The 14,863-nt window shown below is 57.3% G+C and carries 15 protein-coding genes, 1 tRNA gene and 1 pseudogene; 7 read left to right on the forward strand and 10 right to left on the reverse strand.

The features are described 5' to 3' along the window. Positions 1–67: 67 nt before the first annotated feature. Together clpS and clpA are read left to right on the forward strand one after the other, a co-directional pair. On the forward strand, positions 68–496 hold the full coding sequence (clpS, locus tag AA105894_RS05670; protein ID WP_267310852.1) for an ATP-dependent Clp protease adapter ClpS: 429 nt from the start codon (positions 68–70) through the stop codon (positions 494–496). A 120-nt stretch (positions 497–616) separates the two neighbouring features. Then, positions 617–2,953: an ATP-dependent Clp protease ATP-binding subunit ClpA gene (clpA, locus tag AA105894_RS05675; protein WP_267310853.1), complete on the forward strand. Its 2,337-nt coding sequence runs from the start codon at positions 617–619 to the stop codon at positions 2,951–2,953. 54 nt (positions 2,954–3,007) lie between these two features. Here the strand turns inward: clpA and AA105894_RS05680 are convergent, their stop codons facing one another. The 6 genes from AA105894_RS05680 to AA105894_RS05705 all read right to left on the reverse strand — a co-directional run bounded on the left by AA105894_RS05680 (position 3,008) and on the right by AA105894_RS05705 (position 7,430). Next, positions 3,008–3,487: a DUF3465 domain-containing protein gene (locus tag AA105894_RS05680; protein ID WP_267310854.1), complete on the reverse strand. Its 480-nt coding sequence runs from the start codon at positions 3,485–3,487 to the stop codon at positions 3,008–3,010. Continuing rightward, on the reverse strand, positions 3,484–3,696 hold the full coding sequence (locus tag AA105894_RS05685; protein WP_188424869.1) for a hypervirulence associated TUDOR domain-containing protein: 213 nt from the start codon (positions 3,694–3,696) through the stop codon (positions 3,484–3,486). The genes AA105894_RS05680 and AA105894_RS05685 overlap by 4 nt, the downstream gene beginning before the upstream one ends. Before the next feature lie 129 nt (positions 3,697–3,825). After that, a complete protein-coding gene (locus AA105894_RS05690; RefSeq protein WP_188424867.1) occupies positions 3,826–4,566 on the reverse strand; it encodes an HAD family hydrolase in 741 nt (246 codons plus the stop codon). Positions 4,567–5,216: 650 nt separating this feature from the next. After that, on the reverse strand, positions 5,217–5,921 hold the full coding sequence (locus tag AA105894_RS05695) for an HAD family hydrolase (RefSeq protein WP_267310855.1): 705 nt from the start codon (positions 5,919–5,921) through the stop codon (positions 5,217–5,219). 234 nt (positions 5,922–6,155) lie between these two features. Next, positions 6,156–6,428: a putative hemolysin gene (locus AA105894_RS05700; RefSeq protein WP_267310856.1), complete on the reverse strand. Its 273-nt coding sequence runs from the start codon at positions 6,426–6,428 to the stop codon at positions 6,156–6,158. 60 nt (positions 6,429–6,488) lie between these two features. Next, on the reverse strand, positions 6,489–7,430 hold the full coding sequence (locus AA105894_RS05705) for a methylenetetrahydrofolate reductase (protein WP_373316736.1): 942 nt from the start codon (positions 7,428–7,430) through the stop codon (positions 6,489–6,491). 686 nt (positions 7,431–8,116) lie between these two features. Between AA105894_RS05705 and AA105894_RS05710 the strand changes: the two genes are divergently transcribed. Continuing rightward, positions 8,117–8,908 carry an SDR family NAD(P)-dependent oxidoreductase gene (locus tag AA105894_RS05710; protein ID WP_267310857.1) on the forward strand — a complete coding sequence of 264 codons (792 nt, stop codon included), beginning with the start codon at positions 8,117–8,119 and terminating at the stop codon, positions 8,906–8,908. A gap of 129 nt (positions 8,909–9,037) precedes the next feature. Continuing rightward, positions 9,038–9,838: an SDR family NAD(P)-dependent oxidoreductase gene (locus tag AA105894_RS05715; RefSeq protein WP_188424861.1), complete on the forward strand. Its 801-nt coding sequence runs from the start codon at positions 9,038–9,040 to the stop codon at positions 9,836–9,838. 1,324 nt (positions 9,839–11,162) lie between these two features. Here the strand turns inward: AA105894_RS05715 and AA105894_RS05720 are convergent. Beyond that, on the reverse strand, positions 11,163–11,555 hold the full coding sequence (locus tag AA105894_RS05720) for a type II toxin-antitoxin system HicB family antitoxin (protein ID WP_267310858.1): 393 nt from the start codon (positions 11,553–11,555) through the stop codon (positions 11,163–11,165). Between the two features lie 417 nt (positions 11,556–11,972). Here AA105894_RS05720 and AA105894_RS05725 point away from each other — a divergent pair, with 417 nt between their 5' ends. The 3 genes and pseudogenes from AA105894_RS05725 to AA105894_RS05735 all read left to right on the forward strand — a co-directional run bounded on the left by AA105894_RS05725 (position 11,973) and on the right by AA105894_RS05735 (position 13,018). Continuing rightward, positions 11,973–12,101 carry a hypothetical protein gene (locus AA105894_RS05725; RefSeq protein WP_267310859.1) on the forward strand — a complete coding sequence of 43 codons (129 nt, stop codon included), beginning with the start codon at positions 11,973–11,975 and terminating at the stop codon, positions 12,099–12,101. 378 nt (positions 12,102–12,479) lie between these two features. Beyond that, a pseudogene (locus tag AA105894_RS05730) lies at positions 12,480–12,602 on the forward strand (type II toxin-antitoxin system HicA family toxin); the annotation flags it as partial. Between the two features lie 20 nt (positions 12,603–12,622). After that, a complete protein-coding gene (locus AA105894_RS05735; RefSeq protein WP_267310860.1) occupies positions 12,623–13,018 on the forward strand; it encodes a type II toxin-antitoxin system HicB family antitoxin in 396 nt (131 codons plus the stop codon). A gap of 130 nt (positions 13,019–13,148) precedes the next feature. On the opposite strand, the gene AA105894_RS05740 is transcribed toward AA105894_RS05735, so the two are convergent. The 3 genes from AA105894_RS05740 to AA105894_RS05750 all read right to left on the reverse strand — a co-directional run bounded on the left by AA105894_RS05740 (position 13,149) and on the right by AA105894_RS05750 (position 14,860). Continuing rightward, positions 13,149–13,223, reverse strand: a tRNA-Thr gene (locus AA105894_RS05740). Positions 13,224–13,291: 68 nt separating this feature from the next. Then, positions 13,292–13,705 carry an RNA polymerase-binding protein DksA gene (gene dksA, locus AA105894_RS05745; protein ID WP_188424860.1) on the reverse strand — a complete coding sequence of 138 codons (414 nt, stop codon included), beginning with the start codon at positions 13,703–13,705 and terminating at the stop codon, positions 13,292–13,294. 486 nt (positions 13,706–14,191) lie between these two features. Beyond that, positions 14,192–14,860, reverse strand: a complete 669-nt coding sequence (locus AA105894_RS05750; protein WP_267310861.1) for a glutathione S-transferase family protein — start codon at positions 14,858–14,860, stop codon at positions 14,192–14,194. Positions 14,861–14,863: the final 3 nt, after the last annotated feature.

A 14,863-nucleotide genomic window follows, 5' to 3' on the forward strand; every position in this document is an offset into this window, starting at 1 on the left:
GCGCCTCCAGCGGAAATCTGGCTGTTTGTTCCGTGTTAGATCTTTGCGATCGACGTTTTCATCCCATATGCTCCTGACCATGCACTACCGCGCCACGACCACCGAGACCTTTATCTCGCCCGGCTTTACTTCCGGCGCGCCTGCGCTTGTCTGCGCCTCCACCCCGGACGAGCCGCCCGGCAAGGATGGAAGCAACGACGAATCGCATATCAGCGTCGTCATCCAGGCACGACCCGAGACACGCCGTCCGGCGATGTACAAGGTTTTGATGCTGAATGACGATTACACACCGATGGAATTCGTTGTGCACGTTCTGGAACGCTTTTTTTCCAAATCGCGCGAAGAAGCGACGAATATCATGCTCAATGTTCACAAGAAGGGCGTCGGCATCTGCGGTGTCTTCACCTTTGAAGTGGCCGAGAGCAAGGTGACACAGGTGATGGATCTCGCCCGGCAGAACCAGCACCCGCTGCAATGTATGATCGAAAAGGCCTGATCGCGCCCCTTGTCGGCCATCAGTCCCTGAAACCACATAGAGAGTATTCTTTTTCTAAACCAAGATAAGCCTACATCCAGTCCTGTTGGCCCGTCACGCCTGACCCAAAGGAGCGCCCCCATGTTGTCTCGTATGCTCGAACAGACGCTCCATCGCGCCCTCACCCTCGCCGGAGAACGGCGACATGAATATGCGACCCTCGAACATCTTCTTCTAGCCCTGACCGAAGACACCGACTCGGTAACCGTCTTCAAGGCCTGCGGTATCGACCTCGAAAAGCTGCGCACCGACCTCACGGAATTCCTCGACAAGGACCTCGCGGGCCTTGCTTCCGAGCGCCCCACCGAGCCTAAACCCACTGCCGCTTTCCAGCGTGTAATTCAGCGCGCGGCCATTCATGTGCAATCGACCGGCCGTGATGAAGTAACCGGCGCCAATGTGCTGGTTGCTCTTTTTGCCGAGCGTGAGAGCCATGCCGTGTATTTCCTGCAGCTTCAGGACATGACGCGTCTCGACGCGGTCAATTTCATCTCGCATGGCATTGCCAAGGCCCCCGATAAATCGAGCCGTCGCACCCCCACCGGGTCGCGCGACAAGGAAGAGGGCGAGCGGGAGGAAAAACAGGGCAAGGCTGCCAAACCGCAGGAAGCGCTGGCCGCCTATTGCGTCGACCTCAACAAGCGCGCTGAAGACGGCAAGATCGATCCGCTGATCGGACGCGACAATGAGGTCGAACGCACCATCCAGATCCTGTGCCGTCGCACCAAGAACAATCCGCTTTATGTAGGCGATCCAGGTGTCGGCAAGACGGCCATTGCCGAAGGTTTGGCCAAGCGCATTGTCGAGGGTGACGTGCCTGAAGTTCTGCTGGATGCGACGATCTTCTCGCTCGACATGGGCGCACTGCTGGCTGGCACGCGCTATCGTGGCGACTTCGAAGAACGCCTCAAGGCAGTGGTCACCGAACTGGACCAGACACCGGGCGGCATTCTCTTCATCGACGAGATCCACACGGTTATCGGCGCGGGCGCGACATCGGGCGGGGCAATGGATGCCTCGAACCTGCTCAAGCCAGCCCTCGCCGCTGGTACGCTGCGTTGCATCGGATCGACCACCTACAAGGAATATCGCCAGCATTTCGAGAAGGATCGCGCCCTTGTGCGTCGCTTCCAGAAAATCGATGTGCCGGAGCCCTCGATCAGCGACACCATCAAGATCCTGCGCGGGCTGAAGGGCAATTACGAGCGTCATCACAAGGTGCGTTACACCGATGACGCCCTCAAGGCGGCGGTAGAGCTTTCGGCAAAATACATGCATGACCGCAAGCTGCCGGACAAGGCGATCGATATCATCGATGAGGCTGGCGCTTCACGCATGCTTCTGCCCGAAAGCAAGCGTCGCAAGACGGTCACGCTCAAGGACATCGAAGAGATCGTGGCCAAGATTGCCCGCATCCCGCCCAAATCGGTCTCGACCGATGACCGCGAGACGCTGCGCCTGCTGTCACGCGATCTCAAGAACATGGTGTTCGGTCAGGATCGCGCCATCGAGGCCCTTACCTCGGCCATCAAGCTGGCGCGCGCCGGTCTGCGTGATCCTGAGAAGCCGATCGGCAATTACCTGTTCTCCGGCCCGACCGGTGTCGGCAAGACGGAGGTTGCCAAGCAGCTCGCCTCGTCACTTGGCATCGAACTGATCCGTTTCGACATGTCGGAATATATGGAGCGCCACTCCATTTCCCGCCTGATCGGCGCGCCACCGGGCTATGTGGGCTTCGATCAGGGTGGTCTGCTGACAGATGCCATCGACCAGCATCCCCATGCCGTGCTGCTGCTCGACGAGATCGAAAAGGCGCATCCCGAACTCTATAATATCCTGCTGCAGGTCATGGATCATGGCCGTCTGACCGATCATAACGGCAAGACGATCGATTTCCGCAATGTCATCCTGATCATGACGACCAATGCAGGCGCTGCCGATCTGAGCAAGGAGGCCGTTGGGTTCGGACGTACCGATCGCGTGGGTGAGGACGAGGACGCCATCAAGCGGCTCTTCACCCCCGAGTTCCGCAATCGTCTGGATGCAATCATCCCGTTCGCCAATCTCACCCCCGAGACTGTCGGGCGCGTGGTGGAGAAGTTCGTGTTGCAGCTTGAGGCGCAGCTTGCTGACCGCCACGTCACGATCGAAATCACCTCTGCTGCCAAGGAGTGGCTGGCTGAGCGTGGTTATGACCGTCACTATGGCGCCAGACCGCTTGGACGTGTCATTCAGGACAATATCAAGAAGCCTCTTGCAGAAGAGCTGCTCTTCGGTGCGCTGGTCAATGGCGGCGCGGTGCGTATTGGCCTGAAGGACAATGCGCTCAATTTCGAATTCCTCGAGGCCACGCCCGCAGCGAGCAAGACAGGCGAAGAGGATTCCGATGAGCGGTCGGAAGCAGCCAGCAATAACTGAGACCGGATAACCCGGACCTTAATAAAAAAGCGGTGGGGAGACCCACCGCTTTTTTCATTCGTATCGTTTTCCATTGACCTGAACATAGCCGGGGCTGGCCCAATGCCGCCCTGTGCCATGATGGGTCCAGTCGATACCCTGACTACGGACTGAATCGAAATAATAGCGCCCGACAACTTCAACCGGATCACCCGGCCTGACCCAGGGCCAGTCTGGCGCCTGCATGCGATCAAGATCAGACACGATGCGTATCTGACGGCCTGGTGCCACCTGCATGATGAAATAGCCGTGCACCCCGCTTCGCGTTCGGCGCGATCGCTGCGTAACAGAAACCACCTCGCCACAAACATGCTCGGGAAGGTCAACGCGCGTCGGCCCGGTTTGCAAAAACCCCGCCTGATCGGAGAGGAATTTCTGGTTGTCGCATTGCACCGGAGCGATCTGTGCCTGCGCCACACCAGACAACAATGTGGCCAGAAGCCCTGCGGCCAGCAGCGCACGTCCATGGCGGACGGAAAGAGGCGAGATAATCATTTCTTGTGCAATGTCTCCGGCTTGTGTGCCGCCTTCGCGCCCGTCTTGTCGCTCTCGACGAGAATTTTGGGATCATCTTTCGATGCCTTGATCTCGTTCTTCTTGATCTTCATGGGCTTGGTCACTGTTTTGACCACATGACCTTCGGTTTCGCCATTGCTGGTCTTCCAGGTGACATCGTCACCTTTTTTGAAGTCTTTTGCCGACATGAGCCAGATCCTTGCTGTGTATGGCGCGAACGCTCGTAACGGCACCGATGTTTCCAGACGGAGTAAGGCCCTCATAAAAAAAAAGCCGCCCAAGGCGGGCGGCTTTTCCAGAGACTATCCTGTGAGGACTCAGGCAGCGATGGGACGATCGCTGGTCTGTGCGTCAAGGATCTGACGGAGGATCTGCGGGAACTCCGAAAGATGACCAATACGCAGCAGGCCCGGCCAGCTCGGGGCAGGCTTGTCCAGATCGCGCAGCAGCACGCAGGCCATTCCGGCACGACGGGCCGCTTCGGCGCCCGTGTCTGAATCTTCCAGCACGATACAATGCTCGGGGCCAACGCCTTCGAGTTCAGCAGCATGGAGATAGAGGTCCGGGCGGGGCTTGGGCATATCAAGGTCACGACCCGAATGGATACGCTCTTCCTCAAGCAATTCGTCGAGGCCCGTGCTGGAGAACTTGGCCTCCATCTCAGCGCCCGAGGAGTTGGAGCCAATGCGGATGGGCAAGCCGAGATCATGAACGCTCTGCAGCATTTCATGCGCGCCATCGATGGTTTCGGCCTCTGTCTCCATCATTTTGACGATGCGGTCCTGCATCATCATGTCCCAGTCTGCAGGCATTTCCTTGCCGGTCTCACGACCGATGCGTTCACCGATCTTTACCAGTTCACCGCCGGTGAAAATCTTGTGGGCCTCTTCATTCGAGAGATCCCAGCCATGGTGACGGGCTTCTTCGGCCATCTTGGCGGTTGAGAGATGCTCACCATCAACAAGCACACCGTCACAGTCGAAAATGACGAGCTTCAGGGAGCCGTCTTCGCGAATGGCGGCAGGAATATCGGTGGCATGGGCGGGGGCTACGGTCATGGCATTGTCCTTTTCGAGGCATGCATGCGTGTCATCGGAAACAGCCTGCATTCAGGTTTGGGGGCAATCACGAAATCGTGTGTATGACCTTAAGATAGTCACCAGAAAGCATAATTCAAGGAAAAAATGTCAAACAATGTCGAAAATATGAATTTTCCAGAAATTTTTCCTGTCATTCTAGGCGCCTGCCACGCGCATTCAGACGCACCACACGCGTTGTGATACTGACTTTTTAAATGTTACTTTTTTATGAAATCGCGCGTTCGACATAATTCTGGTTTTTATTTGTATTTACTACATTTCTACATCGACGCGCAGATGAACGTCGATTTTTAGTCGACGCAAATCTGCCAGTTCAAGCAACCACGCGGTCGCTCTTCAAGTGTTCGCCGTAACACCGACATTGCGAGAAAAGCGCTCGCTCAGCTTTGCAGTTTCGCAACGATCAGGTGAAATTTTTGTCGTACTTTGTCATGCCGCCCCAATAGCCTTGCCCCGCATCGACAGAACGAAAAAAGGGGCGTCGCTAGCAAAATGCCGCGGATTGCAGTGATTGGCCTCAGCTGAAGCGCTCATTCCGCAGCGCGAAGCTGCTCCGGATAATCGGCGCTGGTGCATTGCAGGAAAAATCAGGGATCTCGCCCGATGCGTCAGCGGGCGTAGCGCATGAGATAGTCCTGCACGACAGCGAGATCACTCACGATTGCAAGGGCTTTTTCCCTTATCTCTTCGGTTGGCTCAATCATATCGGGCACCACAATGACGCGCATTCCCGCCGCAAGGGCGGCATGAGCGCCATTCGTCGAATCTTCCAGAGCCAGACAGAGCTCGGGAGCCACACCGATGCGCGAGGCCGCGACAAGATAGGGGTCGGGCGCAGGCTTGCCGCGTGTGACATCGTCACGGCTTACGATAGCGTCAAACCGATCGATAAGCGCAACCCGACGCAACTGGTCTTCAGTGCGATCGCGCCCCGAAGACGTGGCGATAGCCCGGGGAATATGCCGCGCATCCAGAAGGTCAAGCAGCGCAACAACGCCAGGCTTGACCGCGAGGCGTCCGTCACTGATGAACCGGCGCAGATGCTCCGCCTGCAGGGCGAAAAACTGCTCTGACGGAAAGGCATTTCCAAAGGCGTCACGCAACAGAGCGGCACAGCCATCTTCAGGCACCCCGATCATGCGCTTGCAGAAAGCGAGTGTCAGATCGTAACCGAGATCACGACCGGCACAGATCAAGGCCTCCATCGCCAGTGTCTCACTGTCGAGAAGCAGTCCATCCATATCGAAAATGACACCGCGTACAGAAATCTGCGGGGTGGTAACCAGATGGCCGGGCAAGTTGGGGGCGGGCATTCATTCCCTCATAACGTCAAAAAACCTGCCGAAACGCCTCCGTCACATGGCCAGACACCGGAGCGGGTCTGGGCAATTGACTGCTCTAAGGCTTGAAAAGCCCGTAAGCTAAAACATTCACGGCGCGGGAGCGCCTGCTCCCATGTCTTTAACGATTGCCGCGCGCTGCTGTTCAACGCTGCTCTTCACATCCTCGGCACTTCACCCGCCCGACGTTATATGGCGCGTCAGGCTTCATGGCACAGGCGCGTGCGCTCCATGATGACCGGCCCGCCACAACACCCATTCTTCGACAATGCGTCCATAAGGAAGGTGACAATAACCCACCTCTCCCTCTTTCTCATGTCTGATCTCGAGCTTGCCACCCTGCTCCTTGCAATAGACCGATGCCGGATTGGCCATACCTGCTCGCTCCTGTCTGGGAGGCTTTCCTCCACACCCGGCAAGGGCAAGACAAACCAGCAGCAAGGTTCCGGCACTGGTAGCGCGCGTTGAAATGAGGGTCATGATCACGATCTCCTGCCTTGAGTTTGTGTAATGAGCACTCTGCCACGCGTCGATGACATTTCAGGCTTGCGCCTCTTCCACTGCAACCGGAACTCTACCCAGAAGCGCGCAGAGCGCGATGCTCGGTTCAGCACGGTTGAGTGTATAGAAATGAAAATCGGCCACCCCTTCGCGTTGAAGCTCGAAACACAGAGAAGCGGCAAGCGCCGTGCTGACCATCCCTGTCGTCACGGGGTCTTTATCGAGCCCGACAAAGCGGCGCTCAAGCCAGGGCGGCAGGGTCGTGCCGCATTGCGCGGCAAATTTGCGCGTCTGGGCCATAGTCCCAACAGGCAGAATACCGGGCACGAGGTCAATACCGATACCCGCTGCAGCAACACGGTCGCGCAGACGCAGAAAAGGCTCAGGCTCGAAGAAGAACTGCGTCAGGGCACGTGTCGCGCCAGCTTCCCATTTCCGACGCAGATAAGCGAGATCCTCTTTTTCGCCCCGGCTGTCGGGATGAGGCTCCGGATAGGCCGCAACCGAAATCTCGAAATCATGCGCCTGCCGCAACCCCGCCACCAGTTCTGCTGCATCTCGATACCCCTCGTCGTGAGGGATATAGGCACCTCCATCAGGTACGTCGCCACGTAGCGCCACGATGGAACATATGCCGTCCTGCCAGAACGCCTCGGCAACCGCGTCAATTTCGCGGCGTGTTGCCCCGACACAGGTCAGATGCGCGGCAATGGGTGTGGCAACCCGCGCCCGCAGCGCTGACGCAACAACACGGGTGCGCTCCTGAGCCGCGCCGCCAGCGCCATAGGTTATGGACATGAATTCCGGCGTGTAGCGGGCAAGCCGCATGGCGACGTCGATGAGATTTTCAGTAGCCTGACCGCTCCTGGGCGGAAAGAACTCAAAAGAAACCCGAGGAGGACTTCCGGTACTCCGCGCTGTCCAATCCGATATCGGCTCGCTGATCATTCCGGAAATCGCGGCGTCTATTTCAGCCATCATACACCTTGCCTGCGAGTCTGTTTGTCAGACCCTGTTTTCTGCTGTTTGCGCGATCCAGAAGCTGCTCAGCAAGCCCACACCGGCAAGCCGCTTGCCTTCAAGGCTGGGCAGGTAAACGCGAGCGGGAGCAATCGCGACATTTCGTGCCGTCGCACCCCAGCGACCGGCTGTCAGCGACAGAGGGCATCCCTTCCCTCTGCCATCGGCACCGCAGCAAGAGACACTCTCTTTCCGAGAGCGTGTGCTTGAAGGACGCCTTGGCCATCTTCCTGACAGCCATATACGAGGCGGGACAACCCATCCCGCCGCTGCCCAGACACCATGGGCCTCCGCTGACAGAGCACGCCCGATCGTTGGACCAATGGAAGCCTTCCCCGAAAGCATGCTCTTTCTGACTCTGCATCGCCCGCCGCCCGGCCGTGCCACTGCCCCCAGAAGGCAAATGAGTCCCATCAGCCCACCAAGGGGCTCTCCGATGGTGCGCTAGGTAAAATTCGCTGTTTCAGCGCAAAAACACTTTTTGACACCTCGATCAGGAACGCTTTCTGGCCACCTCACTGTGGCGTGTTCGATGACACTTCATCGTGTTCGCCCTCCCCCCTTTTGCAAAGACGAATATCCCCGTTCAGTCGCAGCCATCCGGTGGACCGTTTCGGGCCACCTCAGTCTCACAAAGGAGCGACAAGATGGATCTGGGCCTGAAAAACAAGGTAGCGGTCGTAACAGGCGGTAGCGTCGGAATTGGTCTGGCTGTGGCCGAGGGCCTAGCCCGTGAGGGCGCCCATATCGTCATGGTCGCCCGCGACAAGGGTAGGCTGGAAAGCGCCGCCCGCCAGCTGGCCGAAACCCATGGCGTGCGCTGCCTGCCCGTTTCTGCCGATGTCGCAACGGCCGAGGGTGTCGAGAGCGTGGTTCGCCAGATCGACGAGGCCTTTGGTGGTGCGGATATCCTGATCAACAATGCAGGCACCGGCTCGAACGAGACGATCATGGAAGCGCCCGATGACAAATGGCAGTTTTACTGGGAGCTGCATGTGATGGCGGCGGTGCGCCTGGCACGCGGTCTCGTGCCAGGCATGAAAAAACGAGGTGGTGGTGCCATCATCCACAACGCCTCGATCTGTGCCGCGCAGCCTCTGTGGTACGAGCCGATCTATAACGTCACCAAGGCCGCATTGATGATGTTCTCGAAAACGCTCGCGACCGAAGTGATCAAAGACAATATCCGGGTGAATTGCGTCAATCCGGGCCTGATCCTGACGCCCGACTGGGTAAAGACTGCAAAGCAACTCACAAGCGAGAGAGGCGGCGACTGGGAAGGCTATCTGCAGTCAGTGGCTGACGAACATGCCCCCATCAAGCGCTTCGGCTCACCGGAAGAACTGGCCAATTTCTTTGTATTTCTGTGCTCGGACAAGGCCTCGTACAGCGTAGGATCGTCCTATTTCGTCGATGGCGGCATGCTCAAGACACTTTGATCCAGGCCGATGCGACCGAAAGGCTTCTGGATAGTTAACAGATAATGTCCGCCGCCTCCTTGCGGGGCGGCGTCGTTTCGCTTGCGCGGGATCGTCGATCTGGCGCAGGCCTCGAAGGAAAAACAATCAATGAGTGATACGAAACGCTTCGCAGGCAAGACCGCCCTTGTGACTGGTGCCGCAGGGAATATCGGCCTGGCCGTCGCCCGACGCCTTGCAAAGGAAGGCAGCCATGTAGTGCTGCTTGATCTCGATCAGGCCAAGCTCGATGACGTGGCCAAGGGCTTTGCCGAGCACGGCGTGAAGGTGAAGACGGTTGTCTGCGATGTCACGAACTACGCCAGCGTCGAAGAAGCCGTGGAATACGCCGAGAAAACGGTCGGACCGATCGATTTCCTGTTCAACAATGCCGGTTATCAGGGGGCCTTCGCGCCGGTTCAGGATTATCCGGTCGAAGATTTCCAGCGCGTCGTGAATATCGATCTCGTGGGCGCCTTTCACGTGTTGCGCGCCGTGTCGCGCCGCATGGTCGAGCGCCGCTCGGGCAGCATCGTGAATACGGCCAGCATGGCTGGCCTGCAGGGACCGCCCAACATGGCTGCCTACGGCTCATCGAAATTCGGTGTGGTCGGCCTCACGCAGGTGGCCTCAAAGGATCTCGCCCCGCATAATATCCGTGTCAACGGAATTGCCCCTGCCCTTATGGGCCCCGGCTTCATGTGGGACCGCCAGACCGAACTTCAGGCCGCAACCAACACCCAGTATTTCTCGACCGACCCCGAGAAGGTGAAGGTTGAAATGGTGGCTGGCGTGCCGATGCGTCGCCTTGGCGATATCGAGGAAATTCCCGGAACAGTCGCATTCCTGCTGAGCGAGGATTCGAGCTATATCACGGGCGTGACCCTGCCGATCTCGGGCGGCATTCTCTGAGCTGACAATGGGTTATGTCTTGCTCCGGCAAGGCATAACCTGCCGCAAGCAGCACAAACGACAAAAAACAACCAAGCCGGTGGGGCTGGTTGTCTGAGTGCTTTTCCTTTCAAGGAAAATGGTACTGCCAAGCTCAGGGATGGACCAGCGTGATGCGGCTCGTTCCCCTGGCCATTATGGCGCTCACCGGCTGCTCGCCGGTGCAATATGTGCCGTACCCGGCCCTCGTGCCTTATCCGATGGCAGATCAAGCAGCACTCGCTGCCGAGATCCGACCCAACTCGTAACCCCAGACAACCCGCTGGAACGGCCTGCGGGACCAAGTGAGGGCGCATCGCAAGCAAGTGCAGGTATCAATAGAAAGGGCGCCTAAGCGCCCTTCCGTCAGTCGTCAGTTTTTCGCCATTCAGTAGGGCGTTCGAGATTCGGAAACAGGATACCAGTCTTGATTTGACTTATCCTGCCTTGGTTTACGTCGAAACCCGCTGCGATGCGATTTTGGAATTCTCCCGCTTTCAAGCGCTTTATGATGATGATAGCGTCATCTTGTGAGAGGGCGCGCGATGGTTTTCGCGCACTGGAGTTTCGGTTCACGAGTTCATATCCTATGAAATTCGCAACCGCCCATTGACTGATATCACTTCACGGGCGTAGACCGCCCGCGTTAGGTCAAGCGTATCCCACCCGAGCGGTTGCATCCGCTTTGGTGGACGAAGGGGTTGGACTGCAATCCGGCCCCTTCGCTGATCAATTGATGAAATATCACAGACGGGGCGCCCGCTCCAAATTCCGGGTGTCAACCAACTCGACATCTGGGTGTCAACCAACTCAAGCAGCTGATTGAGTTGATCTTTACCCAATTTGTAGGTCGATTCGTTGCATGAGACGTGAAGGGGTTCTCTTTTTGTTTTAGTGCCAATAGACCTTGTAATCCGTCGTGATCACAGTTCGGTGCGCTTACAAAGCACTAAGGGAAAGCGCCATCTCCCCACAAACGGGCCACGTTCTGGCACGTCAGAGAGTGACACATCGCTGAGCGGCCTTGCGCAGAATTCGCACCTCAGGCGCTCGGCAATATCTTTGACCCTGCCATGCGCGATATCGGGACGCGTCTCGATATCGCGTTTCACCGGCGAAGTGCTGCAGGCCCCGCAGCTGCAGCCTGAATGCATCCATTAATTCCACTTTGCAGCGAGCCGGGAGGGCATCGCCACGAGTTTTGAACCTAGGGCAGGATGATGTGATCGAGGCTGCGTCACGTTGCGAACAGAACGGGAACATTCGCAACGAGTCCATCAAAAGAAAGAACGCAGGACCACAGATTTTACTCAGCGCCCCTCTGTCGTTCGATCTTTTCCCACGCCGCCTCGGCGAGAAATCTGGAGCGGTTGCGGCTTACTGAGGCGATCGCTTCGAGAAGGGTTTCGTCAAGGGTCACGTTGACTCGCACCGTGCGGCCGGGCGTGCGGACCGTCACGAGAAAGGCGACGCCATCGGCAAAATCAGGTTTTTGCATGATGGTATCCAGCGACAAAGGCGCGGGGAGAGCAGCGCCGTCTTTGTTCATCTCTTCAATATGAAATTCGAGAGCCTCCTGCGCGAGGGTGCGGGCTTCTTCCAAAGATCGTCCGACCGTGGTGCAGCCCGGAAAATCGGGGAAACTCACCCCGAAATCGCTTTCGGGGTCTTTGTGGATGAGGGCCGTATAGGCGGTCATTTCCGTGTCACTCCGGGGTGCTTCTCTATGCTTTTCTAAGGTTCCGAGAGGGGTATCTCTCTTGAGACGAACTACGGTGGCGCGTCTGGAGTGGATGGGATGCTCGAACTGACAATGACTCCCCTAGACTACGACGAAAACCCATCGTTCAGCCTCGATCCTCCTTATGATTTTCCGATCCCAAATGTGTATTAATATACACATTTGGGATTTTGGGTATGGGAGAAAAAGCTAGGTGACGAAAACATCCACAGGAAAACCTGCCCAGCCAACCGCTGCAGCGGCGGGGCTCTTATCGAGTAACAATCTGATGGGGTCCGATCTCCGGCCGTCAAACCTGTCGCCCCCTATCTAGGCGGCAAGGTCAGGCGTCCAAGATTGGGGATTTCCCTCGGTCTGTCGAGGTTCGACGTGCAGATGCGTGGCAGTTCCTTGGCTAACGGGCATCAGCGATTGAGCCGCGTTGTGATCGAATGCCTGCCCTATAGCGAGATCCTCTCGCGGTATGACCGGCCCGAAACGCTCTTTTATCTCGATCCGCCTTAATGGGGCTGTAAACGCTATTACGTGGCGCCCTTCGCGCGCTCTAATTTCGAGGGCTTCGCGGGCATCTTGGCAGGCGTTAAGGGCCGCTTTATCCTCTCGTCGAATGATCGCCCGGAAATGCGCGAAACCTTCGCCGCCTTCCAGATCGACTCATTCAAAACGTCTTATTCCGTCACATCATGTGCGATCGGTCGACGAAGGGTCGGCGAAGTTCTGATCAGCAACGGGTAATGCCAGCCGAGGCGGCGTTTTTGTTCGATACATAGAATACGCAGTTTCTCTTTTACGCTTCATACACATCGTGCGCATGGAGAATTCATGAATAGCGCCCAACTGATCCGAGAGCTGGAGAAAGCAGGATAAGAAGAAACAAGATGCCGAGGTTCACATCACATATTCCGACACAAGGACCACAGGCTTTCGATCACGGTCCCCCACCCTAAAAAGGCACTCGGCAAGGGCCTCGTCCACGCAATACGAAAGCAGACCGAGCTGAAATAGCCCGGCAACGGAGAAGACCAGTGAATTACCCCATCGTTATCGAGACAGGCTCGGAAACCCAGGCGTTCGGCGTGATTGTGCCTGATCTGCCGGGCTGCTTCTCGGCAGGCGATACCTTCGATGAAGCCGTGAGCGGCGCTGCGGAGGCCATCACATTATGGATTGAGGACGCCATCGAGAATGGCCAGAACGTGCCCCGCCCTTCGTCGCTCGACGAGCTTCGCGCTGGCAGCGGGTGGCGCGGGCCGGAATGGGTTTGGGGCTTTGCGGCCATCAACCCGGCGTTGTTCGATGACTCAGCCGAGCAGATCAATATCACCTTGCCACGCCGCATTCTGGCCCGCCTGGACCGCCGCGCAAAAGAAGAAAACAAGACCCGCTCGGGCATGATCGCCCGGCTTGCTCTGACAGCATGATGGTATGGGGAGGTGTTAAGCGAGCCCGGCATGTTAGATCTGCCGGGCTGAGCAGCGGAGGTGCAACGTTTTCTCGTCCGATTGGACGAGAGACTGCTCATACGCTTTTATCAAATTATCAGAAAAATCATGGTGCTGCTAGCGAGGATTGAACTCGCGACCTCTCCCTTACCAAGGGAGTGCTCTACCACTGAGCTACAGCAGCAACTGGAGCGCTTCGTAGCTTCTCAGCCCGAAAGCCGCAAGCCCCGAAAGCGCTTTTTTTCAAAAGAATCAGTCGTCGCGGTGAATTTTTTCCATACGCTCATGACGCTCCTGCGCTTCAATTGTCATGGTCGCGATGGGACGTGCTTCAAGGCGCTTCAGGCCGATCGGCTCACCGGTTTCCTCACAATAGCCGTAAGACCCGTTCTCGACGCGCTGAAGGGCCAGATTGATCTTGCCAATCAGCTTGCGGGCGCGGTCACGGGTGCGCAACTCGAGGGCGCGATCGGTTTCGACGCTCGCACGGTCGGTCACATCGGCTTCATGAATGCCGCCTTCGGAAAGACTGGCAAGCGTCAGATTGGCTTCCTTGAGCAGATCATTGCGCCAGCGGAGCAACTTCTGTTTGAAGAACTCCACATGAAGCGGATTCATGAATTCTTCTTCGTCAGAGGGCCGATAATCCGGTGGGAGCGTGATCATGCACGTCTGTCCTTAACGCAAGTCGCTTGGGCCGCGCCGCCCCGCATTGCCTTCTGGATGGGAACTTGGGCCGAACCCGTATCCTGAGCATGTCGGCATGGCTCGTTTGGCGCGGCTTATAACTGGACGCGCAACGTTCGCCAAGTCTGAATTGAAAAAATAGCGTTCGCCGTCTCTGACTGAATAAAGAAATCCCGCAAACAAGCGAGTGAAATAAAAATATCATATAAATTTCGAACAGGATTTATTTCTCGACGAAATAATAATCCCACATCGTAACCGGCAAGTCTCTGTTGCGTGCACAACAGAATGCTGACAGCCGCGTTTTATTGATCTGATTTTCACGATACTCGATGAAGGACCATGCAGTCCTGATCTGGTAATACCGCAATGCCAGACCGATCGGTCGGGGGGAGAAACGATGACCCCGCTTCTCCCGGTTAGACACAACGGGAACCCGGGAACTACTCCGGGTTCCGCAGCGCCTCAGGCAATGCTTTCATAGCGATCGAGCTGCCACTCGATGGGCTCGAGCGCGGCAAGGCGATGCCATTCCTGCATCAGTGGATGATCAAGCACGGCGGTGCGATACGCATCGGCAACGGGTGACAGCACGATCCCGTAGGAGGTGAAGCGCGATACGACCGGCGCAAACATGATGTCGGCATTGGTGAAATCGGCCCCGAACAGATACGGGCCGGAAGCGCCGAATTGTCCACGCGTTACGCTCCACAGACGGTCGATTGTCTCGATATCACGCTGCGCCTCATCCGGCATGACGGCCAGCACACGCCCCTCGCGGCCCAGATTCATGGGCAGGGCCTGACGTAACGCCCTGAAGCCAGCATGCATCTCAGAGGCAATGCTGCGTGCCGCCGCACGGGCCACGCGTTCGCTCGGCCAGAGTGAAGGCGCGATTTCAGCACAATATTCGCAGATCGCGAGGCTTTCCCAGACCTTCGCACCCCGATGTTCGAGATAGGGTACCAGGGCATTGGGCGAGATGGCATGGATCTCGCTCGTCTGTCCGGCGCCGCGCAGGGCAATCACCTCATCGGGTACATCCAGCCCGGCACAACGCACCGCCAGCCAGCCACGGAGAGACCAGGAAGAATAGCGGCGCGTACCGATGACGAGACGATCCAAGGCAGGCACTTC

The sequence above is a fragment of the Asaia spathodeae NBRC 105894 genome (genome assembly GCF_025994195.1).
Taxonomy (GTDB): domain Bacteria; phylum Pseudomonadota; class Alphaproteobacteria; order Acetobacterales; family Acetobacteraceae; genus Asaia; species Asaia siamensis.